This is a genomic window from Geotoga petraea (assembly GCF_900102615.1).
GTDB classification, from domain to species: domain Bacteria; phylum Thermotogota; class Thermotogae; order Petrotogales; family Petrotogaceae; genus Geotoga; species Geotoga petraea.
The window spans coordinates 114,980-140,085 of the sequence record NZ_FMYV01000004.1; the positions used below are offsets into that span (position 1 = coordinate 114,980).

Annotated in this window: 24 protein-coding genes; 11 read left to right on the forward strand and 13 right to left on the reverse strand. The window is 30.3% G+C overall.

The annotated features are described in order from the left end of the window. Positions 1–60 precede the first annotated feature (60 nt). From BLS00_RS05770 to BLS00_RS05780, 3 genes are read right to left on the reverse strand one after another with little or no spacing between them, the layout of a single operon-like run. Positions 61–2,178 (reverse strand): RNA degradosome polyphosphate kinase, encoded by a 2,118-nt coding sequence (locus BLS00_RS05770; RefSeq protein ID WP_091403577.1) that lies wholly within the window; start codon positions 2,176–2,178, stop codon positions 61–63. After that, positions 2,175–3,719 (reverse strand): Ppx/GppA phosphatase family protein, encoded by a 1,545-nt coding sequence (locus tag BLS00_RS05775; protein WP_091403580.1) that lies wholly within the window; start codon positions 3,717–3,719, stop codon positions 2,175–2,177. Before BLS00_RS05775 ends, BLS00_RS05770 begins: the two co-directional genes overlap by 4 nt. Beyond that, positions 3,719–4,666, reverse strand: coding sequence for an ROK family protein (locus tag BLS00_RS05780; protein WP_091403582.1), 948 nt, complete (start codon positions 4,664–4,666; stop codon positions 3,719–3,721). The genes BLS00_RS05775 and BLS00_RS05780 overlap by 1 nt, the downstream gene beginning before the upstream one ends. 74 nt (positions 4,667–4,740) lie before the next feature. Between BLS00_RS05780 and BLS00_RS05785 the strand changes: the two genes are divergently transcribed. Next, the gene (locus tag BLS00_RS05785) at positions 4,741–5,481 is read left to right on the forward strand and encodes a metallophosphoesterase family protein (protein ID WP_091403583.1); all 741 of its coding nucleotides are present in this window, start codon (positions 4,741–4,743) and stop codon (positions 5,479–5,481) included. 38 nt (positions 5,482–5,519) lie between these two features. Here the strand turns inward: BLS00_RS05785 and BLS00_RS05790 are convergent, their stop codons facing one another. Both BLS00_RS05790 and BLS00_RS05795 read right to left on the reverse strand, forming a co-directional pair. Continuing rightward, positions 5,520–6,668, reverse strand: coding sequence for an amidohydrolase (locus BLS00_RS05790; protein ID WP_091403585.1), 1,149 nt, complete (start codon positions 6,666–6,668; stop codon positions 5,520–5,522). Between the two features lie 63 nt (positions 6,669–6,731). Beyond that, positions 6,732–7,898: a mechanosensitive ion channel family protein gene (locus tag BLS00_RS05795; RefSeq protein WP_091403586.1), complete on the reverse strand. Its 1,167-nt coding sequence runs from the start codon at positions 7,896–7,898 to the stop codon at positions 6,732–6,734. Between the two features lie 295 nt (positions 7,899–8,193). On the opposite strand from BLS00_RS05795, the gene BLS00_RS05800 reads away from it, so the two are divergent. Together BLS00_RS05800 and BLS00_RS05805 are read left to right on the forward strand one after the other, a co-directional pair. Then, the gene (locus BLS00_RS05800; RefSeq protein ID WP_091403588.1) at positions 8,194–10,176 is read left to right on the forward strand and encodes a sodium-translocating pyrophosphatase; all 1,983 of its coding nucleotides are present in this window, start codon (positions 8,194–8,196) and stop codon (positions 10,174–10,176) included. A 188-nt stretch (positions 10,177–10,364) separates the two neighbouring features. Next, positions 10,365–11,378, forward strand: coding sequence for a 6-phosphofructokinase (locus tag BLS00_RS05805; RefSeq protein WP_091403589.1), 1,014 nt, complete (start codon positions 10,365–10,367; stop codon positions 11,376–11,378). A gap of 31 nt (positions 11,379–11,409) precedes the next feature. Here BLS00_RS05805 and BLS00_RS05810 read toward each other — a convergent pair whose 3' ends face one another. The 6 genes from BLS00_RS05810 to yajC all read right to left on the reverse strand — a co-directional run bounded on the left by BLS00_RS05810 (position 11,410) and on the right by yajC (position 16,448). After that, positions 11,410–12,438, reverse strand: coding sequence for an AI-2E family transporter (locus BLS00_RS05810; protein ID WP_240724352.1), 1,029 nt, complete (start codon positions 12,436–12,438; stop codon positions 11,410–11,412). A gap of 20 nt (positions 12,439–12,458) precedes the next feature. After that, positions 12,459–13,007 (reverse strand): DUF4416 family protein, encoded by a 549-nt coding sequence (locus BLS00_RS05815; protein WP_091403792.1) that lies wholly within the window; start codon positions 13,005–13,007, stop codon positions 12,459–12,461. After that, positions 12,994–13,581: a hypothetical protein gene (locus BLS00_RS05820; RefSeq protein ID WP_091403590.1), complete on the reverse strand. Its 588-nt coding sequence runs from the start codon at positions 13,579–13,581 to the stop codon at positions 12,994–12,996. Before BLS00_RS05820 ends, BLS00_RS05815 begins: the two co-directional genes overlap by 14 nt. 113 nt (positions 13,582–13,694) lie before the next feature. Continuing rightward, complete coding sequence (gene secF / locus BLS00_RS05825; protein ID WP_091403592.1) at positions 13,695–14,594, reverse strand: protein translocase subunit SecF; 900 nt, start codon at positions 14,592–14,594, stop codon at positions 13,695–13,697. A 1-nt stretch (position 14,595) separates the two neighbouring features. Further along, a complete protein-coding gene (gene secD / locus BLS00_RS05830; protein WP_091403593.1) occupies positions 14,596–16,011 on the reverse strand; it encodes a protein translocase subunit SecD in 1,416 nt (471 codons plus the stop codon). Positions 16,012–16,037: 26 nt separating this feature from the next. Next, positions 16,038–16,448 (reverse strand): preprotein translocase subunit YajC, encoded by a 411-nt coding sequence (gene yajC / locus BLS00_RS05835; protein WP_091403595.1) that lies wholly within the window; start codon positions 16,446–16,448, stop codon positions 16,038–16,040. 199 nt (positions 16,449–16,647) lie between these two features. Here yajC and BLS00_RS05840 point away from each other — a divergent pair, with 199 nt between their 5' ends. Then, the gene (locus BLS00_RS05840; protein ID WP_091403596.1) at positions 16,648–17,934 is read left to right on the forward strand and encodes a hypothetical protein; all 1,287 of its coding nucleotides are present in this window, start codon (positions 16,648–16,650) and stop codon (positions 17,932–17,934) included. Positions 17,935–18,001: 67 nt separating this feature from the next. On the opposite strand, the gene BLS00_RS05845 is transcribed toward BLS00_RS05840, so the two are convergent. Next, complete coding sequence (locus tag BLS00_RS05845) at positions 18,002–19,504, reverse strand: 5'-nucleotidase C-terminal domain-containing protein (protein WP_091403598.1); 1,503 nt, start codon at positions 19,502–19,504, stop codon at positions 18,002–18,004. A 58-nt stretch (positions 19,505–19,562) separates the two neighbouring features. Next, positions 19,563–20,438 carry a damage-control phosphatase ARMT1 family protein gene (locus tag BLS00_RS05850; RefSeq protein ID WP_091403599.1) on the reverse strand — a complete coding sequence of 292 codons (876 nt, stop codon included), beginning with the start codon at positions 20,436–20,438 and terminating at the stop codon, positions 19,563–19,565. Between the two features lie 338 nt (positions 20,439–20,776). On the opposite strand from BLS00_RS05850, the gene rpmH reads away from it, so the two are divergent. The 7 genes from rpmH (at position 20,777) to dprA (ending at position 25,016) form a co-directional block, all read left to right on the forward strand. Then, positions 20,777–20,911 carry a 50S ribosomal protein L34 gene (gene rpmH, locus BLS00_RS05855; protein ID WP_091403601.1) on the forward strand — a complete coding sequence of 45 codons (135 nt, stop codon included), beginning with the start codon at positions 20,777–20,779 and terminating at the stop codon, positions 20,909–20,911. Beyond that, positions 20,911–21,264, forward strand: a complete 354-nt coding sequence (gene rnpA / locus BLS00_RS05860) for a ribonuclease P protein component (protein WP_091403603.1) — start codon at positions 20,911–20,913, stop codon at positions 21,262–21,264. The genes rpmH and rnpA overlap by 1 nt, the downstream gene beginning before the upstream one ends. Beyond that, complete coding sequence (yidD, locus tag BLS00_RS05865) at positions 21,264–21,545, forward strand: membrane protein insertion efficiency factor YidD (RefSeq protein ID WP_091403604.1); 282 nt, start codon at positions 21,264–21,266, stop codon at positions 21,543–21,545. Before rnpA ends, yidD begins: the two co-directional genes overlap by 1 nt. After that, positions 21,542–22,897 carry a membrane protein insertase YidC gene (gene yidC / locus BLS00_RS05870; RefSeq protein ID WP_091403606.1) on the forward strand — a complete coding sequence of 452 codons (1,356 nt, stop codon included), beginning with the start codon at positions 21,542–21,544 and terminating at the stop codon, positions 22,895–22,897. Before yidD ends, yidC begins: the two co-directional genes overlap by 4 nt. An 8-nt stretch (positions 22,898–22,905) precedes the next feature. After that, entirely contained in the window at positions 22,906–23,556 is a 651-nt protein-coding gene (gene jag / locus BLS00_RS05875) for an RNA-binding cell elongation regulator Jag/EloR (protein WP_091403608.1), read from the forward strand. 14 nt (positions 23,557–23,570) lie between these two features. Next, complete coding sequence (locus tag BLS00_RS05880; protein WP_091403609.1) at positions 23,571–23,933, forward strand: cupin domain-containing protein; 363 nt, start codon at positions 23,571–23,573, stop codon at positions 23,931–23,933. 102 nt (positions 23,934–24,035) lie between these two features. Further along, positions 24,036–25,016: a DNA-processing protein DprA gene (dprA, locus tag BLS00_RS05885; protein ID WP_091403611.1), complete on the forward strand. Its 981-nt coding sequence runs from the start codon at positions 24,036–24,038 to the stop codon at positions 25,014–25,016. Positions 25,017–25,106 lie beyond the last annotated feature (90 nt).

The window sequence follows — 25,106 nt, forward strand, 5'->3', positions numbered from 1 at the left end:
ATATATTGTAACATGAATTGTTTTAAACATATGCTAAGAAACTATTAAGTATTTTTTTAGTTATTCTGGTTTTGATATCGGGCTTAGTATTTCTATTTTTTCTGTATTTCTCTTTGATTTTAATAGCTTTTCATACATTTTTATAAAATATTCTTGAGAATCTACTCGTTTTTTACCTCTTCTATCTACTCTTCTATAGGTTCCATCTGGTTGAAGAACTCTAGCTTTTTCTGTATCTGATAACATTACATCTAATATTTTTTTTGTTTCTTTTTGGAGGTTTTCATCTTCTATTGGATAGAGAGTTTCTATCCTTCTTTCTAAATTTCTTGGCATCAAATCGGCAGATGTCATGTATATGTTTGGAGATTCTCCATTTGAGAAATAGAATATTCTACTGTGTTCCAAGAATTTCCCGACTATACTTCTTACAGTTATATTTTCACTAACACCTTTTATCCCTGGTTTTAATGCACAAATTCCCCTTACTATAAGATCTAACTTCACTCCAGCGTTAGACGCTTCATACATAACTTTAATAACTTCTTTATCTAACAAAGAATTTACCTTTATTATTATGTGTCCTTTTCCAGTTTTTTTATGTATTTCTATTTCATTTTTTATCATATTTATTATACGGCTTTTTAAGCTAATAGGTGCAACCGCTATTTTTTTCCATTCTGGTGGTTGTGAGTATCCAGTTAATACGTTGAATAAAGCTGAAGCGTCACTGCCATAAGGTTCTTTTGATGTCATGAATCCTATGTCTGTATATAATTTAGCAGTTTTATCATTATAATTCCCAGTAGACATGTGTACATATTTTTTTATCCCTTCAGGTTCTTTCCTGACAACCAATAAAATTTTAGAGTGTGTTTTTAGCCCAACAAGTCCATACACAACATAGCATCCAGCTTTTTCAAGTTTTTTTGCCCACTGTATATTGTTTTCTTCATCAAATCTTGCTTTTAGTTCTACAAGAACTGTTACCTGCTTACCGTTCTCAGCAGCTTTTATGAGAGTATTTACTACAGTTGAATCTCCACTAACTCTGTACAAAGTTTGCTTTATTGCCAAAACATTTGGATCATCTGCTGCTTTTGAAAGAAAATTTTCAACGTGGTCAAAAGTTTCATAAGGGTGATGAAGTAATATATCTTTTTCTTTCAGTACTTCAAAAATATCTTTATCTCCATATAAAAAGTGTGATTTTACAGGTTTAAAGGGTTTGTATTTTAACTCTTCAAATCCATCTATAGTTGCTATACTCATCCAAGCAGATAAATCTATTGGTCCTGAAACGTAGAATATATCTTCTTCCTTCAAGTCCAGCATTGATAGCAGAAAGGTTTTTATTTCTTCTGAAGCCCTTTTATCCAGTTCCAATCTTACGGGGACCCCCCATTGACGTTGTCTTAATGAACTTTCAATTTCTTTCAACAAATCTTCTGCTTCTTCTTCATCAATACTCAAATCAGCATTTCTGGTTATTCTAAAAGGAAACATTTCTATTATTTCATAACCTTTGAAGAGCCTTTCCGAAAACATTTGAACGACCTTATCCAAAAGAATAAAAGACTTTTTATCTGCATCTTGGTTTGGCAGCTCTATGAACCTCGGAAGTATTGATGGAACTTGTAAGAAAGCGTAATAATCAATTTTATTTTCATCTTGCAATCTAACAGCCTGATTAATACTCTTATTTGGTAAAAGTGGAAAAGGTCTACTCTGATCCACCGCCATCGGGGTAATTACTGGATATATAGTAGATTTAAAATATTTTTTCAAGAATTTCTTCTCTTCTTTTTCAAGATCAGAAATATCTTTTATAATAAGATTATTAGATTTTAATTGGGGTATTAAAGCTCTCATCAAACATTTATACTGCTTATCCACCATAATATGTGTTTTTTCAGATATCTTTTTCAACTGTTCATTTGGGGTAAGACCAGAAATATCTTTTTTTGTATATTCAGCTTCTACCTGTTCTTTTAACCCAGCCACACGGATCATATAAAATTCATCTAAATTGGAACCTGTAATCGATAAAAACTTAAGTCTTTCCAATAATGGGTTGTCTCTTCTTAAAGCTTCTTCGAGTACTCTGTTATTAAAATCCAACCATGACAGTTCTCTGTTAGTATAATATTTATGATTGTCTAAATCTTGTTCTTTCATAATTTCACCTTCTTAAATAGAGGTTTTATTCCAAAAACTTCTTCAAAAAATTCACTTTTTTTGTTAAAGCTCCATTCTTCAAGCATCAGTTCTTGATAAGATTCTACTTTAATAACCAATTTTTCTTTTTTAAGTTTTATCTCCACGTTCTCATAATTATTCTTATGCCCTCGATCTAAAGAATCAGCAATTCTCAAAATCGCCAACATTTTAGCAACTTTAAATCTATCGTTCAAAGATAGTTTTGTGAGGTAGAAATTGTCTATTTTTAACATTTGCTTACTGTGCAACCTAACTATATTGGCGATTATTCCTATATCTTTTTTTGATAATCCCACAATATCCGAATTTTTTACAATATTATAAGAATTTTTTGCGTGTTTATTTATATTTATGTATTTTCCAACATCGTGAAGTATGGCTGCAACTCGAAGTAGTATTTTTTCTCTTTCTCCCATTTTATGGTAATTTTTCATTTCATCGAAAATCAAGATACTAAATTTTTCTACATTTTTTGCGTGTTCTTTGTCATAAAGGTATTTCGACCCTATATATTCAGCATTATCTATTATAAAAGAATTGAAATTACTAATTAGATTTTCGTTCATATCGCTGAAAAGCCTTTCATAAGCTATACTTTCAGATAGGTTTGATTTGTGTATTATAATATCCTCTATATTGAAAAGCTTTAGCAACATTCTGTACAATCCCATTGAGGGGATCAAAGCCTCTGATTTTATTTCATTTAGATTGAACTCTGTACTAATTTGATTTACTGTTTTACCTTTAATAGAATCATAGAAATCTTCAAAATCTCTAAAGGATAAATATTTTTCACCATTACCATTTATTCTGTTTTCGTTTTCTGTATTATATATCAATTCAACTTCTCTTCCAGCGGCTATAAAATAGTCTATTTTACCAACAGGCATTTGACTTCTTAAAGCGTCTGTAAATGTGCTTAAATAATCTTCAATAACTGAATAAAATTCTTCCGTTTTATCCTGCAAGTTACTCAATATTTCTGCAATTTTCAAAGATCCAATTCTGATGTTCTGCGTGTATATTATAGTATTTCCTGTATAATAAGCAATACCAAGTGATCCAGTGCCTATATAAGCAATGAAGATATTTTTATTTTTGTACTTTTTATTAGACCTTAAATGCCTAATTATGTCTCTAAATATATATGATTTTTCATCAGAATCATCCATTATCGACACTTTAATTCCTGTTTTTGTTTGAATCTGATCCAAAATAAAATAAGAATTACTCGCCTCTCTAAGTGCCGTTGTTCCTGTAGCATATACGTCTTTTATCTTATAATCATCTATGATCTTTTTAAAACCCGAAATAATCTCACATGCTCTGTCAACCTTTTCAAAACTTATATATCCATTGGTAAATGTATCCTTCCCCATACTCAAAGGATATTCTAATTTTTCCAATATTTTTATATTGTTATTTTGCCTTTCAACTATAGTCAAATAAAGATTATCTGATCCTAAGTTTATAACTGCAGTAGTTTTGCTTTCAAACATTAGTTCACCTCTTCAAGTCCATCTTCTATTAAGCCCAATGCCCCATAAATGCAAGCATCATCTCCCAATTCAGCTATTTTAAATTCAGTATTATTAAATATTTGTTTTATTGAAAAATGCTCTGAAACTCTTATAATTTCTGGTAAAAGATCTTTTCCCATTGATTCCATTATTCCACCACCAAAAACTATCACCTCTGGGTTTAAAATATTCATAATACTTCCAGATGCTACACCCAAATTATAGATCATGTTTTCAACAATATGTAGGGTTACATCATCTTTCGAGTCGTATGCTTTTTTTAATTCTGATGATTTAATTATATTTTTTTCTTCTACATGTTCTTTCATGGAAGTTTTAAATCCTTTTTTAATACTATTTTCATAATCCCTATGCATAGAAGTTTTTGAAGCAAGGGCCTCAACACATCCTCTCGAACCACATCCACAATAAGGGCCATGTGCGTTAATAGTCATGTGTCCAAATTCTCCAGCACCACCAATTGCTCCTGTATACATTTTTCCATTTATTATTATTCCACCGCCAACTCCCGTTCCAATAAAAAAACCAGCTATATTTTTGAAATCTTTCACTGCGCCATGTTTAAATTCTCCATAAAGAGAAACATTGGCATCGTTACCAACAAATACGGGAACATTATATTTTTCTTTTAAAAATTTTTCAATATTAAAGCCTGTTAGCGGAAGGTTTGGCGTGAATTCTACAACTCCATTTCTAACAAAACCCGGGATCCCCAATCCAATTGCCAATATTTCGTTATTTTCAGATAAATTGTCTATAACTTTGCATATTTTTTCCTGTACCTTTTCAAAACCTTTATGAGCATTCGTAGATTTTTTCTCCCTTTTCACTTCTTCTTTTTTTTCGTTGAAAAAAACTCCTAATATTTTTGTGCCACCTATGTCTAATGCAATATAACCTTTCATTTTTTATCACCTCATTAAAATGATTTAATTTTTCTTAAAAAATATATATTATAATTGAATAAGGGGGTGTTTTTGTGATTGCAGCAATTAGCGATATTCATGGATGCTCTTCTAAATTATACAAGATTTTAAACATTCTTTCTAAAAAGAAACCTCAAAAAACTATCTTTTGTGGAGATTATGTAGATAGAGGACCAAACAGTAAAGAAGTTGTAGATCTAATGCTTGATTATTCAAAGAGTCATAATAGTATTTTTTTACTTGGAAATCACGATGATTTCTTTAAAAACTTTGTTTTTAAAGAAAATAGATATGGGGCAGGTGTTTGGGATAAACAAGGTGGAAAAGAAACGATCAAGTCTTTTACTGGAAAATATTTTTCAAATGTGGAAATATCGGAAAAATATCTTGATTTGATAGATGAGAAATATTTAAAATTTTTTAAATCTTTGAATAAATTATACCATGTTGAAAATAATCATATTTTCGTTCACGCAGGTCTTCGCGACTTTAGTTTACCTATCGAAAAACAAAACACCTATAGACCTGAAGTAAATTATTCTTATATTTGGGTTAGAAATGAAATGTTTGAACAAGAGAACCCTTATGAAAATAAAGTTATAGTCCATGGCCATACACCTGTTTTCATACTGAGTAGATATGATATTACCCCCGAAAAGGAAGATGCGCCTTTTTTCAATTATAACAAAAATAACGAATTAATATCTATTGATATTGATACGGGTGCTTGTTATGGCAAAAAGCTATCTTGCTTGTTGATTGATAATGGGGAATATGATTACATAAGTATTTAAAAAAAGCTTGACATGAAAATTCATGTCAAGCCATTATTTTAATAAACTTTATTTCCCTCTATATAAACTTGTTCTACAACTGATTTGTATTCGAAAGGATATCCTGACCAAACAACCAAATCAGCATCTTTTCCTTTTTCAATAGAACCTATTTTATCTTCTAATTTCAATATTTTAGCTGGGTTTATAGTGAGCATTTTTAATAAGTTTTCTTCTGTAGCACCATATCTCAAAGCATTTCCAGCTTGTATTATAGTGTCTTCTAAATGAATTACTGGATGATCACACATAAGTGCAGTTGTTACCCCTGCTTTGTTTAAAATTGGTATTGCTTCATATGTTTTATCTTTCAATTCTAATTTTGTTCTAAAGCCCAACAGTGGTCCAACAACTACCGGAACATTGTTTTCCTTTAAAAATTCGGCAATTTTATAGCCTTCTGTACCATGTTCTATTACAAGATCAAAATCAAACTCTTTTGACAACCTAACTGCAGTTAAAATATCGTCCTTTCTGTGAGCATGTATTCTTGCTGGGATTTCTTTTTTTAGAACTTTTTCGCCAATTTCCATTTTCATATCAACTTTTGTAAATTCTTTTCCTTCGTCTTTTGCCTTTTTCTTTTCAGACATATAATCTTTTACTTTATAAAAGTATTCCCTTATTACTGCTGCTGTTCCTAATCTCGTAGCAGGCATTTTATTTTTTGCACTATAAACTCTCTTGGGATTTTCTCCCAATGCCATTTTTAACCCTGCCGGTTCTCTAATGACCATTTCATCAGGAATTGAAGATTTAAACTTTAAAATAAGACCTTGTCCACCTATTGGATTTGCTGATCCTGGTACCACCATAGCAGTTGTTACCCCTCCGAACAAAGCTCTTTTTATAGCAACATCATCCGGATTAAAGGCATCTAAAACTCTAACTTGTGCTGTATTTGGATCTATCATTTCGTTTCCATCTTGATAATCTCCACCCACTCCTTCTTCAAATATACCAATGTGGGAATGGGCATCGATAAACCCAGGTAATAAATATTTACCTTCAAGATCTATTATTTCGGCTCCATCAGAAGATAAACTCCTCCCAATTTCAACAATTTTGTCGTTTTCTACTAATACATCTCCCACAAAATTTTCACTTGTTATGGGTATTATAGTAGCTTTTTTAAACAGTTTTTTCATTTTACACCTCCAAGATTAATATTAAACAATTAAATTATACTATAAATAGTTCGTAATACAAACTTAATTTTCATCAATTATTTGATTTGAGGGGTATTGATAAACTTTTAATTGGAAATATGGTATTATTGAATAAATATATTGGAAAATTTTATTTTGTACCCCTTCGTAAATTACCCAACTCTTTTCCTTTGAAAAAGCATATATCTCCATAGGAAGGCCTTTACCTTCGTTTTGTAAATATCTAACCATCATAATCATCTTATCATTTATGTTCTCGTGCTTTGAAATGTAATATTCAGTATATTCTCTAAAGAGTGAAAGATTTGTGTATTCTTTCAAGTTTTTACCTTTTATAAAATCTTTATAATGCTCTATGTTTTTTATATTTTCTTTTATCTCGTCATTTATTGACTTAAAGGAATTGACATCCAGATTTATGTGTTTTTTTATCCTTCTACCTCCAGAATTTTCCATTCCTTTCCAATTTATAAAAGAATCTGTTATAAAAGCCCACGTTGGAACATATGTAAAGGTATTATCCCAATTTTGTACTTTTATTGTATTTAAATTCATCTCTTTAATAGTACCATCCGCTTCGTACTTACTGAAGGTAACCCAATCTCCTTTTTTTATCATATTATTTGCAGAAATTTGAATGTGTGCTGTTAGTGAAAGCAAAGTATCTTTAAATATAATCATAAGTACAGCCGCGAGAGCACCAATACCACTCAATAATACCGCAAAAGATTTATCTATGAGTATCCCTACTATAATTATACCTCCAATTGAAAAAAGAATTATTTGAATCAACTGAATAAAACCTTTAACTGGTTTGTGTTTTGTTTTTGTATTAGTTTCAACTATTTGCGTAATACTTCTCAAAATAGAATTTATAGACATTATAATAGAATATGTGATGTAAATAAAAGCAATTTTTTGAAATATAAAGGCATAATCAGTATAATAATTGGAAAATGCCAATATAACCAATGCTGGAGATATGTGAGCTAACCAACGAAATACTCCTTCTTGAAAAAATATGTTGTCTATATTCGTCTTAGTACGCGAAACAACTTTTTTGATAACTTTTGTCAAAACATACTTCACAATATAATAAACTGCAAAAGCACTACCAATCATTATTACAAAGATAATAATGTTCAGCACAAAATCGGAAACTTCATAACTAAAATTCTTTTGAAAAAACTCTATTAAATATTCATTCATTTTTTGAATTCACCCCTTTTTTAAAAATTATAACATTTTTTGTTATACATTGGCTTTAAATGTAATAAACAAGTAAAATTTAGACTTTTATTTCACAGAATAATATGCTAAAATATAATTACAAAAATGAGTGATGATTCACCTACCATTTTGGTTTATTTTTCACTTAATTTTAATAAATTAATATTTATTTTATAGATTTTAACCTACGTATATATTATAATTAACTTGAAGAAAAAGAAAGATAACAATAGATTTTTTAAAATAAATAATAGTATTTTAAGGAGGTTTCAAAATGGGAGTATTATCTCAACTTTCTGGAGTTATCGCGGGGATAATTGGAATTATTTTTACAATTTTCTTGACTTTTATTGTCATGGAAATTAATCCCGGTAATGAAAAGATGCAAAAAATATCAAAAGCTATTCAGGTAGGAGCGAGAGCTTTTTTATTTTCTGAATACAAAATATTATATTTGATAGTTTTTGCCTTCTCATTAATATTAGGTTTTTCAAATTCATGGATAATGGCTTTATCTTTTGTTTTTGGAGCAACATTATCAGTTTTAGCTGGCTTTTTTGGTATGTCTATCGCCACCAGGGCTAATACAAGAACTGCAAATGAAGCTCAATCATCTTTAGCAAGGGCTCTTAAAGTTGCTTTTAATGGTGGAGCTGTAATGGGAATGACTGTAACTTCTTTAGGCCTTTTTGGTTTAGGACTCACATTTTTTTTAACTGGCGGAGATACGATTGTACTAAGCGGATATGCAATGGGAGCTTCTTTTGTTGCACTATTTGCAAGAGTTGGTGGAGGTATATTTACCAAAGCAGCAGACGTTGGAGCCGATTTAGTTGGCAAAACAGAAGCTGGAATACCTGAAGATGACCCAAGAAACCCAGCAACAATCGCAGACAACGTAGGTGACAACGTTGGAGATGTCGCTGGAATGGGAGCGGATTTATATGAATCATATGTAGGTTCTATTTTTTCAGCATCTGTTTTGGGAGCTTTGATGTTTGATGTTAAGGGTGCTGTTTTTCCATTTTTAATAGCTGCATTCGGATTAATTTCATCAATAATAGGAATTATCATAGTAAATATTTCTATAAAAGAAAAAGAAAATCTTGATCCATCAAAAATGTTGCATTTAGGAACATATGCAGCTAATGTTATAGAATTAATAATAATTTTTGTTTTGTCAAAATTGATCTTAGACACGTTTCAAGCAGCTTTAGTTATAACATTAGGTATGATTGTTGGAATACTTATTGGTAGTATAACTGAATACTACACGGCAAAAAAACCTATTGAAAAATTGGCTTCTACAGCTACATCAGGATCTGCGCCATTACTTATAAACGGAATGGCTTTGGGGATGGAATCTACAGCAATTCCAGTAATATTGATTGGAATAGCTACAATAGTTTCATTCAGCCTGTTAGGGCTTTTTGGTATAGCTTTAGCCGCTGTAGGTATGTTATCAACATTAGGAATTACATTAGCTATAGATGCTTATGGACCAATTGCAGATAACGCCGGTGGTATTGCAGAAATGTCAGGCCTTGACCCAAAGGTTAGAGAAAGAACAGATTTGCTTGATTCAGTAGGAAATACTACAGCAGCAATAGGTAAAGGCTTTGCAATTGGCTCAGCAACTTTAACTGCTTTGGCATTATTTGCTTCATATATTCAAGTTACTGGGATATCTATGGTTGACCTTAATGATCCTAATGTATTTGTTGGAGCATTAGTTGGAGCTATGCTACCATTTTTATTTTCGGCACTCACTATGAAGGCTGTTGGGGATTCAGCAAACATAATGGTTAATGAGGTTAGAAGACAATTTAAAGTTATTCCTGGGTTGATGGAAGGAAAGGCAGAACCAGATTATGCAAAATGTGTTGAAATAGCAACTGCTGGATCATTGAAGAAAATGACACTACCTTCTCTATTAGCTGTTTTTTCACCTATAATCATATACTTTTTACTTGGTAAAGTTGCAGTAGCAGGAACGTTAGCTGGAACTACAGTGGCTGGAGTTATGCTTGCAATTTTTATGTCTAACTCCGGTGGAGCTTGGGATAATGCAAAAAAATATATTGAAACTGGAAAATATGGTGGAAAAGGCTCTATGGCACATAAGGCTTCTGTAATAGGTGACACAGTTGGGGATCCATTTAAAGACACAGCAGGTCCAGCAATCAATATTTTGATCAAGTTGATGTCTATTGTTTCAATAGTTGTAATACCTATATTAATGAATCTTTTTGAATAATGATAAATAAAGGAAGAATTTCTGCCTTTTTTAAATTACGTGATTATAATTAATTAAAGTATGTAATCGGGTTTAATGAAAATAATTTAAATACTATGAGATTTTATTAATGCAATGTTTTTTGATAAAATTAATATTAGTAAGAAATTAAAAAAATACTTCATTTACAATCTTTGGGAGGGATATAGATGAAAAGAATTGCTGTATTAAATGTTGGTGGAGATTGCCCGGGGCTAAACGCCGTAATTAGATCCCTTATAGTAAAAGGTGCTGAAGAAGACATCGAAGTTGTAGGTGTTTACGATGGATTTCACGGTTTAGTTGATGATAAAATTTTTATAATGACTAAAGAGCATGTTTCTGGAAGACTTCCAGAAGGTGGAATTATTTTAGGATCTTCAAAATACGACCCAACAGAAAAACCAGAAGACTTAAAAAAATTAAAAGAAAATGTAGAAAGGTATCAAATTACATCTTTAGTTCTTTTAACAGGGCATACTGGGGCAAATATTTCTTTAAAATTAAAAGAAGAAGGCATTCCTTCAGTTATCATTCCTGCAACAATAGACAACGATTTAATTTGGACTGACTTAAGTGTTGGTTTTTTAACGGCTCTTCAGACAGTTACAAATTCTTTAGATTACTTACATTCTACTGCAAATGCCGGTCATAGAGTTATCGTAATGGAGGTTGGCGGTGATTATTCTGGTTGGCTTGCAACAATTGGCGGTATGGCTGGTGGAGCGGACTATATTGTTACTCCAGAAGTTGAGTTGGATACTGAAGATATGCTTAAAAACATAAAAAGAAGATACGATGTTGGAAAGAAATTTTCGATTGTCGTTGTTGAAGAAAAAGTAAATTTACCTAAGGAAGTTAAAAATGTTACAAAGGAATGTGATGTGAATAAGAATAATCCTGCAGGTATAGTGGCAAAATATATCAGCGAAAATATAGAAAATATAGATGTAAGAACCGTTCAGCTTGGTTATCTTCAAAGAGGTGGTTCTCCTTCAGCATTTGATAGATTTCTTGCATTCAAATTTGGATTTGCTGCAATAGAAGCAGTAAAGAAAGGTAAAGCAAATATTGCTTTAGGTCTAAAAGGGTTTGATGTTCAAGACAGTCCTCTTACTGATAATATAAAAGTAAATAAAGAAATTAGACCAGATATTTATGAAATGGCTAAACTTTTCTTCTAAAAATAAAACCCCGCTTAACGGGGTTTTATTTTTATTCCTCTTCCTTTTCTTCTTCTGTATCAACTACAAGTTCTTTTTGCATATCTATACCTGATTTCTTTGTGACAAAGAAATCCCAGTAATTTTTTATGTACATTATAGATGGAAGAGCTATTAATACTCCTGCAAATGAAAAAAGCTGACCAAACAACAAAATAGATACCAAAATGACAAACCAATGAAGTTTTAAAGATCTACTTTGAATCCTTGGAGAAAGAATCCAAACCTCAATTTGGTTTGCTAAAACCAAGATAATTATCCCTATTAAAAGGCCTATAAGTCCCTTTGCAGAATAAGCCAACATCAATAAAGGAATAGCAGAGATTATAACTCCCAAATAAGGAATAAAGTTCGTTACCCAAGCTAATACTCCCAAGAAAAAACCACCTGATATCCCCGTAACATAAACGCTTATACCAACAAAAAGCCCTACAAAAGCAGCGACAAAGAACTGTCCCTGAACAAAATTTTCAAAATCTTTAAACGTCTTTTTAGCAAAACTTATACCTTTTTCTGTATCTACTGGAAAAAGATTAACAATATTTTTTGAAATTTCTGATTTAAGACTGCCTATAGATATAGTTGTAACTATAACTAAAATTGCAGCAATAAGAGCAGATGGAGTATACGATATAACGTTATTTAAAAGTGTTAAAGCAAAGTCAGATAAATATTGATTTAAATTGTTGATTATATCAACGATCCACTGAGGTAGCTCAATTTCTCCTTGAGAATATATTTCAATGTCCTGTAAAGATGTGAAAATTGCCCTTCCCTGGTTTATAACTATTGGGAAAAAGTTACCAAGAGCGTATAAAATTATTCCAATGACTAAAACATTTGCTAAAATCTTTGACCACCTTGGGCTCAATTTTTTAGCAAACATCCTTTCTGGTACATTAATTATTGTTGCCAAAAACAACCCTAAAAATAAAGGTGTAATTATAAATGGGGTTAATTTTATCAATGCAAAAAATAAAGCGAGATAAACTAAACCCAAAAACGATGGTTTTAAAAACATTTTCCCCCTCCTGAATGTATTTATATATGTCTTCTTTTTATCATATAATTACTTCTTATTTCTTCTAAAATATCTTTATATTCTTTATCTTTGAAATTTTCATATGAGTAATCATGATGTTGCCATTCACCAAACATGTACATTAGAGTAATTTCAGCATAAATCCCATTACCTAAATAAATCCTGTTACCCCAATGTTTTGTACTGGCTAAAACAAATTGGGTATGGTGTATATAACCCACATCCAAATTAACTTTTCTATTTCCATCTATTGAAATTTCTTTTTCTAACTCGTTAGTGATTTTCTTAGCGTATGGCAAAAATGATGGACTACCTAAATTTTTAAAAGAAATCATCCTTGCTTCTATTTTTACATTTTCGCCCATTTCCTTATTGTAATAACTTGTAAATTTCTGAAAGTCAATAGGATGAGAAATATAGTCTATTTCACCAAAAGTTTTTTTAATTTTCTCCAGAACTCCATATTCGTATAACCAGAAGTCGCTGTTCCCGGCTGTAAATGCGTGAATTACATAATTTACTAAATCTGGTTGTTTAATTTTTCCCATTTTCAAAATTCACCTCAAAATCTTCTAATTTTACTTCATATTCTGAATTAGGTGTTTTTATCACCACAATTCCTTTGTTATTATTAATAACTAAGTTTTCTTCCTTTGTCAAAGAAAAAGTTTCAATTGAATTTGATGGTAGCTCAACATTGTTAACTAATATCAAGTTGTCACTTTTGTTCTCTATTTCTAAAGTGATCCTGTTTTCGCTTAATACTTCTCTGTAGTATAAAACATTACCAAAAACTATATAAATATATATAGAAGATATTATGATAAGTACCATCATTACAGGAATGATTAAAGATTTATTGTTTTTTGTATTGCTTTTAGCTTTTTCATCTTTTTCATTGTATTTTTCTTCATCTTTGATAAAAGCGATATCTTCTCCAATTTTATCTGATAATATTCTTGCAATATCTATTAATGACATATAAGAAAAATTTTCAAAATCATTATTTAAAAGGCTTTTAACACTGCTTTTTGGTATCTTTAGCCATAAGCTTATATCGTTAATAGATATACCTTTTTCATTTATGATATCTTGGATATTTTTGTTAAAATGACCTTTCATAAATTCACCTCACTTTTAAACATATACTTCCATTATATATTATATTCTATAAATTTTCATTAATAAATAAAAAACCCCATCAATAGATGGGGTGATATTTATCTTTAGTCTAATTAATAGTTGTTTTGTCTTTTTAGCATTCCAATTACTAATGGACTTGCAATATATAGAGATGAGTAAGTACCAACAATTACTCCAATTGTAAGACCAAAAGCAAATGGTGCAATTGCTCTTCCGCCAATAATAAGCATTAAGAAAACAATTATAAAAGTTGTCAAAGATGTGTTGATAGATCTAACTATTACATCATTCAATGATTGATTCACGATATTTTCTATTGGTTTTCCTCTCATTGCCTTTAAGTTTTCTCTAATTCTATCATATACGACTATAGTATCATTCAGTGAATAGCCAGCTAAAGTCAATAAAGCTGCTAAGGCGGTAACGTTTATTTCGATTCCGAACAATGAATAAAAACCAAGAACAATAATAATATCGTGCGCTAAAGCTAAAAGAGCCCCTAAGCCATATGCAAATTTAAACCTCAAAGTTATGTAAGCTAATAACAATACAAGAACAATTGAAACGGCATACCATGCAAATGATTTAATCTGGTCTGCCGCATAACCAGAAACGTCATTTAATTGTAAAATTTCTAAATTATTTTCTCCCAATTTGCTTCTCAATTGAGATTCAAAAGATTCTTTTTGTTCTACATTTTCAAAAGACCTATTTATTGTTAAAGCAAAAAAATATCTGTCTTCTTGTCCTTCTATTGGGTTCAATTCAACAATTTTGGCAGTTGAATAATCTTGGTCAATTTCAGAAAGAATTGTTCTTAATTCATCAATAGTTTTTTCCTCTTCAATGGAAGCTGTTATTTCAGTTCCTCCAGTAAATTCTATCCCAAAATCAAAGCTTTTTGTAAAAGATAATATTATAGCAGCAATTATTAATATTGCCGATAAAATAATAAAGCCTTTTCTTTTTCCTACGAAATCTAAATGAGTCATATTATTTTACCCCCTTTTCTTGAACAGCATTTTTTCTGAACTTATCAGGGTTTATAAATTTGTGTGATGAGGATAAAATTGTTCTAGATACTACTAAATTAGTAAACATAGCACCAAGTACCCCAATGATCAAAGTAACGGCAAATCCTCTTACCGTACCTGTAGAGAAGTAATATAGAACAATGCCCGCCAATACTGTTGTTAAATTGGCATCGAATAAAGTCCAGAAGGCTTTATCAAAGCCAAAGTTAACAGCTGTTACAGGGGGTCTTCCCAATCTCAACTCATCTTTTATTCTTTCATAAATAATTACGTTGCCATCAACAGTTGTTCCAAACGTAAGTATTATACCTGCTATACCAGGTAAAGTTAGTATTGCTCCTGACCAGCTTAAAACACCCATTAACAAAATAGAGTTATAAATAAGCGCCAAATCTGCAACTACACCCATCCAACCGTAGAAAGCTATCATATAGATCATTACTAATATTAGACCAATAATTCCTGCGGTTATAATAGTACTAACTATATCCCTACCTAAAGTAGGGCCTAATGTTCTTTCTTGATATTTAACTAAATCAACAGGTAGATTCCCAGAATTTATCAAAGCAGCTATATTTCTTGCTTCTTGTAAATCATCTATTCCTTCAATTACTGCTGCGTTATCTGTAATCTTTCCTCTTACATTAGGAGCTATTATAACTTTTTCATCTAATATAATAGCCATTCTTTTGTTGATCAAGTTTCCTGTTGCTATTTCAAATTTGTCTCCACCTTGTGAAGAAAAATTCATTCTAACCAAAAATCCTGAACCTTGTGTATTCAAATCAGCTCTTGAATCAATTACATCTTCACCTGTAATTTGAAAAGGTTCTCTTCCAAAATCAAAAACTCTTTTTATTTGATACCATTGTAAAGGATTATTAGCATCTTGAACATAGGAATATAGTTCAATTTGTTCACCGTTTACTGTAATAGTTCTATTCCTTCTGATTTCAGGCTTCACATCAGAAGTTTGAGTGTCTATTACTTCTGCAAAGTATAATTTACCTTTACTTCCAATAAGGCTTTCTGCTTCGCTTGTATTTCTAATTCCTGGTATTTCTACTCTAACTCTAATTTCTCCACCACTATCAATCTTAGACACTATGGCTTCTGTATAACCAGCAGCATCTAACCTGTTTCTTAAAACAAGCACAACATTATCAACAACATCTTGTGGTTTTGTGCCCTCACTTAAATCCATTTGATACTCAAATAAACTACCGCCTTGAATGTCCAAACCAAGTTTAATGTTTGAGAATATTTTTGCAAAACCATCATAATCAGAAGTATTATCTCCAGGAATAATCATTCCCAAAAGAGCTACAACTATTACAACGATTGAAAAAATTAAGCGGATTCTGTTTGATCTCACAAGAAGTACCCCCTTACGTTAAAATATTATTTTTTATCTTCTTCTGATTTATTTTCAGTAGTTGGTTGCTCTGACTTGTTTAAAACAGCTGAAACAGCATTTTTTGTAATATCGATCTCAGTTTTGTCCCCAGTTGAAATTCTAATTCTGTCATTTTGAATAGAAACAATTTTACCGATTATCCCTGCAGCCGTCATTACTTTATCGCCTCTTGATAATTGGGATATCATTTCTTTGTGTTTCTTTTCTTGTCTTCTTTGAGGTAAAATTAAAATTACATACATCAATACAAACAAGATTACTATAAACCATATACTTCCAAACCCGCCTGTTGCTCCAGTTGCAGCAGCGTCTGTTGTTCCTCCGGCAGCTCCAGCTGCATCCCCTGTTGTACCAGCTGGTGCAAAGTTTATAAACTCAATCACTTTTTCTAACATTTAGTACACCTCCAAAGTTGTTTTTTTAATGAATAATATCTTTAAATATTATAACACAAATTATAAATAATTTTAATAGAAAGCCTTTATTATTTGGTGAATAGTGTCTTTAATTGTTAAAGTATTTTTTAAGATTTACTGTGTATAATGATAATATATAAATGTTAGAATTTAATTAAAATTCATAGGAGGTAATTTCATGAAGAAATTAATTTTGCTTACAATTATAAGTGTTTTCTCGTTGATATCTTTTGCTTCAGTTCTGGAATTTGTTCCAGAAGATTCAAAAGCAACAGTATATATAAATAATCTATCTAAAACATATGAAAGCCTTAAAACCGTTCCTACAATAAAGAGCTTTTTATTGGATCCATTTCAAGGGGAAATTTTAATATCAAATTATGTAGAAATGTTTCTTGAATCTATACAGGTTAAACCTGATGAATTTTTTGCTCAATTGGAAACTGACATGGTTTTATTTGTTCAAAAACCCGATCCTAATGATGAACTATACCTTTTTGGGGGAGTATTTGGGCCAATAAAGCAACCGGATAAATTTTTAGATGCTTTTAAAAAGATAATAGAACCTCTTTCCAGTTCTGGACTATCTTTTACAAGTATTAACAAAGAAATTAATGGAGAAAAATATGTCATTTTAGTTCAAGATAGATCTGTTTATAATTCAGTAGAAAAAAATAAAACATCTTTTAACGCTGTTTATGAAAATGGAATTTATTTCAAAATAGATTCATCTGAAATGGAAAATGAAGGATATGCTTATGTTAAAGACAAAGTGTTAATTGGTAAAGCAGATGGATACGTTGATGAAAAAGCAATTAAAGAAAATTATATACAACAACCTCAGGATTATAACTTTTTTGGAACTATCTTTGCTTCTTCTGGATTAGTGCCAAAAGAAATTTCCTCAATTAACGATTTAGTAAATATAGTTGCAGATTCAAAATTAGTTGAAAGAATATTAGAATCATCTCAAGGGTTTGAGTTGAATGCAGATTTAAACATAGAAACTACACAACAACAATCTATGAATATAAACCAAGACTCATATATCAAAGTAAACAGTTCAATTCCTTTAGACTCTATAATTCCAATTATGGAAGAGAACGACATAAAATACAAAAGAGAGTCCGAAAATAAAATAAGCTTTATAATAGATACCAATTCTGATGATGTTGTAGTAGAAAATGTTAATTACAACTTATGGAAAGAAAACAATATTATTTATATTTCTGAAATGGATAATGAAAGGTTGAATGAAAAACTATCTAACTCTTCAAAACTAAGCGAAAATATTTTATTTAAAGAATTGTCACAAAAAATTGGATATGGCAATTTAATGGTATTATTCTTAGATATTTCAAAATTTATGGATCAATATGTTGGCGTTCAAGGTCAATATGGTCTTTTACTCAATATAGATCATTTAGGTGAAGGAAGAATAGAATCGGATTTTATTTTAAAATAATAAACTATCCCAAATGTGAAAAAGAGGCTTGGATTAATTTCCAAGCCTCTTATATTGTTAATTCTTGTTAATATCCAATAATTCTTTTTGCTTTTTGATATTCTTCTATTGTACCCAAATGTTCCAAATATTCAGCTACAACATCAGCTACAACGAAACCTGTATCGTAACCATTTTTCCCTGCAAGCATTTCGTAACCATCGCCACCTGATGCCATGTAATTGTTAGTAACAACTGAATATGTTTTATCCATAACTAATGGAACGCCATTCACTTTGATGTTTGTTGCTTTTCCATCTTCTACTTTAAACGTCATACCAGCAACATGTAATTTTGAACCTTGCCCATCTGGTATTGTAGCAGCATAATCAGCTACTTTTTTCAAATCTGAACCTTTAAGTTTTACTGTATAAGCAGTATTTCCAAAAGGAAGAACCGTTAAAACATCTCTATATGAAATTTCTCCTTCGCTAATTGAAGCCCTAATTCCACCACCATTTTGCAATGCTACTTCTGCATTTGTTTTCCATAATAATGCATCTGTAATTAAATGACCTAAATTAGTTTCTCCGCTTCTAACATCTGCTCTTTCACCATTTAATCTTACTTCTGTATATCCAACTGGTTTATCTAATTCTTCTGAACCCATTTCTTTGTATGTGTCAGCAACCATTTTTATGAATGGATCTTCTTCTATAGTATCATCAATTTTAATTTGTTTTGATTCCCAATCTACAATTCTACCATTTTCAATCCATAAATCTATTCTACCTAAATATTTTCCTAAGTCACCTGAAGAACTTAAAATTGTACTGTTGATAACTTTTGCTTCTTCAAATAATGTGTGTGTATGTCCGTCAATAAATACTTCAACATTCGAAAAACCTTCTGCTACTTCATTTGAAGTTGTATAACCAACAGGTAATTGTGGTTCTTGCCCTTCTTCATAGTATCCTAAGTGTCCTAATACGATTTGAATATCCGATTTTTCTTCTAATTCGGGCATATATTCTTTTACAGCATAATATGCTGATTCTACTGAGTTGTTACCTAAATAAAGAGGTTCTAATACGTTTGTTTGTTCTGTTGTTAACCCTAAAATACCTACGCTATATCCTCCCATATCTTTTACAACATATGGTTTAAAAACAGGAAATAAGTTTCTATCAACAAAATTTGCACTTAGAAAAGGAAATCCAGCAACTCTTGCTTGCATTTTCAATGTATCTAAATCGATATCAAACTCATGATTTCCCAAAGCCATTGCATCTGCACCCATGTAATGTAAAGTTGCAAAATCAGGTACGGCATCTAATAAATCAGATTCTGGTACACCTGTATTTACATCACCAGCATGTAAAAACAATACGTCTCCGCCTTCTGATTCAACTTCAGCTCTTGCTTCGTTGATAACTGTAGCTATTCTTGAAAATCCACCAGTTGCACCATCATCAAAAGGCCACACGTGACCATGAGTATCGTTCACATGAAATATAACCAAATGCTGTGGTACAGCAAAAACAGAAATAATAAATAACAAGCCTAACAACATACCGAGATATTTTTTCACAAAAATCCCCTCCTTGAATTGAAATAAAAGTTCAGTATATTACTATTTTATCATTTTTTTACTTTAATTTAAACACCAGTTCTCCAATTTCTACATCTAAATCTTTAGCAACACTTTTACACTTCGCAGTCAATAAGAAAAATACTTTGTTAAACTCGCCATAAAGTCCTTCGTAATTTTCCTGCCCTTTTGAGATAACTACATCTGCATTTTCAAAAATATTTCTAAAATCAACATCAGTTTTACTTAAAATAGTACCAGGATATATAGACCCACTTTCCAATGGTATTGAAACTTCTTTTAAACCTACCTCAATAGCATCTTTTAAAGTTGCATCAGTCATGATTGGCCTACTCTTTACTGCAGAGTGGATAATCAAATTTGGATATTTATTTTTAACCACTTTAATTAATATTTTATCTAAAACAATTTCTCCAGCCTTATCGTGAACAAACAATAAATTGTTAGCATCTTCTATCTTATCCAAAAATTTTTTGTAATCGTCAACAGCAAAATTTCTACTTTTTGTCAAGCTTTCAATTTCCCACTCTAATTCGCCAAAATAATTTTTAATTCCGAAATCTAATAAATTGCAAAATGTCGAAAGCTTAAATGCAGTATATAGAGGATCTTCTGTAGAAAAACAAAAATCGAGTAAATCTTCATACATTTCCAAAAACATTTGGTTGGCATTCATTTTCTCATTTTCAAAAAGGTCTTCATCATCATAAAATTCATAATACTTATCATAAATCAACGAAGATAATTCAATAGGTTTCATACCAAATTCTGCTTTATTAGATAAATGTTTTAATAATTCCATGTACTTATCAAAAGATTCTTTTTCAGTAAGTTCATTTGAAATAAATAATTTATTTATTATTTTTTGTGCATGATCGCAAACACAATTTACACATTCATATTGAGCATACATTCTATTCACTCCTTGGAATATCTGTTTTTCACTAAAAATTATAACTTAATTAAATTAAGTAAATATTTGTTTTATTATTTTTATTGAAGAATTGTGTTAATTTTCTTTTTCCTATTAACTTATCAAATGATTAATTAATTCAAAAAATTCTTCATATTTAAATATAATTTTTATTAGGAATTCAACTTTCTATTAGCTATCTTATGATATAATAACTTGGTGTATTTATATTTCAAAAGATTTTTCTATGAAGTTGTAACTTTATTTTATTGACATTAAAACATTTTTGTGTTTATAATCTATGTTGAGAAAATTCTACAAAACCAGGAGGTATTCTAATGAAAAGAACATATCAACCATCAAGAAGAAAGAGAAAGAGAACTCACGGATTTTTGGTAAGAAAGAGAACTAGTGGAGGAAAAAATGTCCTCAGAAGAAGAAGAAGAAAAGGAAGAAAGAGACTTTCTGTATAATGGTCTCTCAAAAATTTGAGAAAAATGAACGTCTGAGACTTAGAAATGATTTTAAAAAACTTTTTGATTCTAAAGGCAGATCGGTGAATTCTTATTTTGTATTGGTATTTAGGGAAAATAATCTTGGATACAGTAGAATAGCCGTTTCCATCAAAAGGAAATTTGGAAAAGCTGTATTGAGAAATAAACTGAGAAGACAAATTAAGGAAATATATAGGACAAACAAAGACAAGTTCCCTCAAGGCTATGACTTCTTGTTTATTCCCCGAAAAGCTTTATCTGAAATATATAAAAACCTAAAATTTTCGGATATCAAAAAAATGATATTTGATAATGTGAGGAAAGTGAAATAATGAAATACATATTACTCGCCCTAATTAAATTTTATCAAAAAGTTATTTCTCCTATTAAACCCCCTACATGCAGATTTTATCCTACATGTTCTGCTTACTCATATGAAGCAGTTAAAAAGTTTGGGTTTTTTAAAGGTGGATATTTAAGTCTCAGACGAATTCTTAGTTGTCATCCCTTTAATAAGGGAGGATATGACCCGGTTCCTGAAAGCTTTCATTTTATAGCAAAAAATGGCTCGAAAAATAATAAAGAAGAAAACAAAAGGGGTGTAAAGAATTGAAAAAGCAACTCTTAATAATAGGACTTATTGTCCTAAGTATTTTTGCATTCGCTATTCCAAATGTAATCATATCAGAAAACGCAACCACCATTGATTTACAAACTAGAATATTTGATTTAAGTATGGATAAACAAGGACATATTCTTGAATATTCAATTGTTGATTTTAGAACTAAGGAATATAAACTGATATACTCTTACGGTAAAGATAGTTTTAATTTGTTAGATACAGAAACAGAAGAAGAAATAATCCCAACTGATTATCAAATATCCGTATCAGAAAATGAAGAATACGTTGATATGTTCTTCTTTTTTGAAGGTAATGGTTTAAAAAAGTATAGATTCTACAACGATCCAAACTTTCATTTTGATGTTGAGTTTGTTAACGTAGAAGGATTAGTTACATTGCCAACTATATCATATAGACCTGGTATCAGACAGATGCAATCAACTATGGTGTCTTTTATAGAAGAAATACCTAACACTGGAGAAAATTTAGATGCTTTAGTAGCCGTAGAAGCTGCTTCACAAATTGACAATCAATTGAGATATAAAACAGAAGGAAGAACTTTATCTCAAGTATATATGGGTCCACTAAAAAGAACTTTTATGGGAGAAGTATTCTCAGAAGAAACATACGATAGAGTTTCAGCACTTTTAGATGAAATGGGAGCTTTTGGATTTATTTCAAGAATTTTTTATTGGTTCGTTTACTTTTTATATTGGTTAAATGAAATAACAGGAAATTTTGGTTGGGCTATAATAATATTCACAGTTATTATAAGATTGGCATTATATCCTCTATATCATAGACAACAAAAATCTATGATTAAAATGAGGGAAATACAACCAGAAATTGAAAAATTAAGGAAAAAATATAAAAATAATCAAAAATTACAAGAAGAAACTATGAAATTATATAGAGAAAAAAATGTAAACCCTATGGGTGGATGTTTACCAACTCTTATTCAATTACCAGTTTTTATAGTATTGTGGCAAACAATTCAATACTTTGGTGAAGCATTTGCATACAACCCAAGATTTCTGTTCTGGTCAGATCTATCACAAGGCGGATTTGGAACAAACTTTATATTTATCTTAATGTCATTGGCCGCTTATATGGCTATTGCTTTGTTATCCGCTCAAAATTCAAAAATGGCTTGGCAACAAATTGCAATGTCAACTATTTTCCCATTGTTGTTGAGTAGTTTGCCTTCAGGAGTTTTCTTGTACTACACATCAAACGCTGTAATCCAATTAATAATTACATTCTATAATAATAGAAGACATGGTATAAAAGGTATAAGCATTAGAGAATTATTTGGATTAGGACCTAAACCTGTTAGGAGGTGAGAAACTCAATGTTAAAATTACAGTCTAAAGAGTTTACTGCAAAAACAATAGAAGAAGCTTTAGAACAAGCTAAAAAAGAATTTGAAGTTCAAGATTCTGAATTATCTTATAAAATAAAAGAAGAGGGAACAAAAGGATTCATATTTGGAATTGGTAGCAAACCTTATATCTTAGAAATTTATATCAATGAAAATTTTTTAATAAACAAAATCAGAGAGTTTTTAGATGAAATATTAACTTATTTTGATGAAGAGATTGACGCCAATATCAAAGCATTTGGTAAAACAATTGTCATTTATTTAGATGGAGAAGGTTTAGGAAAATTAATAGGAAAACACGGTAGAACTTTAGGTGCTTTACAACATCTAATAATGATATACGTCAATAGAATGACTGACACAAAAATAGACATTAAATTGGATATTGGAGAATACAGAAAAAAGAGAAGAAGAAAAATAGAAGAAATTGCCGAACAAGCTGCAAAAAAAGTTTTGAGAACTCATGAAAATTTAGAATTAGCTACAATGTTTTCTTTTGAGAGAAAAACTGTACACGAGCACATAAGAAAATATTTCCCTGAATTGTCCACAAAATCTGTCGGTTTAGAACCTTACAGAAAGGTAATTATTTTAGAAAATCATAAAGAATACACAAAATAATAAGAGGTGATAATATGAATAAAAAAGTAGTTATAGAAAAATATAGCAATGTAACACCTCAAATATTAAATAACGATAAAGTAAAAAATGTTGAAAAAAGGATTTTAATAGGGAGCAAACTTGAAGCACCAAACTTTGTCATGAGACTTTTTACAGTTAAAAAAGACGGACATTCCCCAAAACATTCTCACTCTTGGGAACATGAAGTATTTATTGTAAAAGGAAAAGCTGAAGTATATAATGGAGAAGAATATGTTGAAGCAGAAGAAGGAACATTTGTTTTTGTCCCTCCTAATGTAGAACATCAATTCAAAAATGTTGGCGATGGAGATTTACAGTTTATATGTGTAATTCCCAATTCAGCTGACGAAGAATAAAAAACTTTTATAAAAGAGGCGAAAGCCTCTTTTTTTATATTTGTAACTATGTTATAATTATATTAATGTAATAATATATTCTTAACATATCTGGAGGGTTAGATGAATACATTAGATATCATAACTTTAAAAGAAGTTTATAAAAAGACAAACAATGAAATTATTAGCATTATTGAAAAAGGTATTAGACCAAATTTATTTGAAAAAGATTTTGAAAATAAGAAAAAATTTATTTATAAAAGATTAAAACAATCTTCTAATTATTCTATCTTGACTTACTGGGACGAAGATTATCCAGAAGAACTTAAAAATATAGCAGATCCACCAGTTATTTTATACTATATCGGTAATCTCGATCTTTTTAATACCAAAAAAGTTTCTGTAGTTGGTACGAGAAAACCTTCACAATACGGGAAAAATATGTGTGCTGATATTGTAAAAGTTTTGGAAGACTACACTATAGTTTCGGGAATGGCTTATGGAATAGATTCAATTTCTCATAGAAATGCAAAAAAAACCATAGCTGTCTTGGGCACTGGAATAGATGTTATATTTCCAAAAACAAATGAAGATCTATACCACAAAATTTCGAAAGATGGATTGATTTTATCAGAATATATGCCTGGAACACCTGGAATGAAACATCAATTTCCGTATAGGAACAGAATTATAGCTGCTTTATCTGAAAAGACCATCGTTGTCGAGGCAGCAAAAAGAAGTGGCTCTTTAATTACCGCAAGATATGCTCTTGAATTTGGAAAAGATGTTTTGGCAGTTCCAGGAGATGTTTCCCGTTTCAATTCTTACGGCACAAACTTTTTGATCTACAATGGGGCAATTCCGATAATATCATTAGAAGTTCTCAAAGAAATATTCAACATAAACGAAATGAGGATGAATATAGACAACTTACCTGAAAAATCCAAAAAGATAATTTCCTTGATTAAGAATGGTGAAAATACCGCAGAGAAAATAAGCTATTTTTTAAATGAAGACATATCAACTATACTAACTTCTCTCATGGAATTGGAAATAGAAGGTAAAATTAGACAAGAAAATGGATGTTATAATTTAATTTTTTGATTATATTAACATTTTTTGCTAAAAAATAAAGTGATCCTTAATTAAAATATATTAAAATATAATCAAATAGAAGAAATTTATAGGTTTATT

Coding starts and splice junctions, on each gene's coding strand:
- BLS00_RS05880 (WP_091403609.1), top strand. CDS start 23,571: ATGAATAAAAAAGTAGTTATAGAAAAATATAGCAATGTAACACCTCAA.
- BLS00_RS05800 (WP_091403588.1), top strand. CDS start 8,194: ATGGGAGTATTATCTCAACTTTCTGGAGTTATCGCGGGGATAATTGGA.
- dprA (WP_091403611.1), top strand. CDS start 24,036: ATGAATACATTAGATATCATAACTTTAAAAGAAGTTTATAAAAAGACA.
- BLS00_RS05805 (WP_091403589.1), top strand. CDS start 10,365: ATGAAAAGAATTGCTGTATTAAATGTTGGTGGAGATTGCCCGGGGCTA.
- yajC (WP_091403595.1), bottom strand. CDS start 16,448: ATGTTAGAAAAAGTGATTGAGTTTATAAACTTTGCACCAGCTGGTACA.
- BLS00_RS05850 (WP_091403599.1), bottom strand. CDS start 20,438: ATGTATGCTCAATATGAATGTGTAAATTGTGTTTGCGATCATGCACAA.
- BLS00_RS05790 (WP_091403585.1), bottom strand. CDS start 6,668: ATGAAAAAACTGTTTAAAAAAGCTACTATAATACCCATAACAAGTGAA.
- rpmH (WP_091403601.1), top strand. CDS start 20,777: ATGAAAAGAACATATCAACCATCAAGAAGAAAGAGAAAGAGAACTCAC.
- yidD (WP_091403604.1), top strand. CDS start 21,264: ATGAAATACATATTACTCGCCCTAATTAAATTTTATCAAAAAGTTATT.
- secF (WP_091403592.1), bottom strand. CDS start 14,594: ATGACTCATTTAGATTTCGTAGGAAAAAGAAAAGGCTTTATTATTTTA.
- jag (WP_091403608.1), top strand. CDS start 22,906: ATGTTAAAATTACAGTCTAAAGAGTTTACTGCAAAAACAATAGAAGAA.
- BLS00_RS05775 (WP_091403580.1), bottom strand. CDS start 3,719: ATGTTTGAAAGCAAAACTACTGCAGTTATAAACTTAGGATCAGATAAT.
- BLS00_RS05810 (WP_240724352.1), bottom strand. CDS start 12,438: ATGTTTTTAAAACCATCGTTTTTGGGTTTAGTTTATCTCGCTTTATTT.
- rnpA (WP_091403603.1), top strand. CDS start 20,911: ATGGTCTCTCAAAAATTTGAGAAAAATGAACGTCTGAGACTTAGAAAT.
- BLS00_RS05780 (WP_091403582.1), bottom strand. CDS start 4,666: ATGAAAGGTTATATTGCATTAGACATAGGTGGCACAAAAATATTAGGA.
- BLS00_RS05840 (WP_091403596.1), top strand. CDS start 16,648: ATGAAGAAATTAATTTTGCTTACAATTATAAGTGTTTTCTCGTTGATA.
- BLS00_RS05795 (WP_091403586.1), bottom strand. CDS start 7,898: ATGAATGAATATTTAATAGAGTTTTTTCAAAAGAATTTTAGTTATGAA.
- BLS00_RS05820 (WP_091403590.1), bottom strand. CDS start 13,581: ATGAAAGGTCATTTTAACAAAAATATCCAAGATATCATAAATGAAAAA.
- BLS00_RS05815 (WP_091403792.1), bottom strand. CDS start 13,007: ATGGGAAAAATTAAACAACCAGATTTAGTAAATTATGTAATTCACGCA.
- BLS00_RS05770 (WP_091403577.1), bottom strand. CDS start 2,178: ATGAAAGAACAAGATTTAGACAATCATAAATATTATACTAACAGAGAA.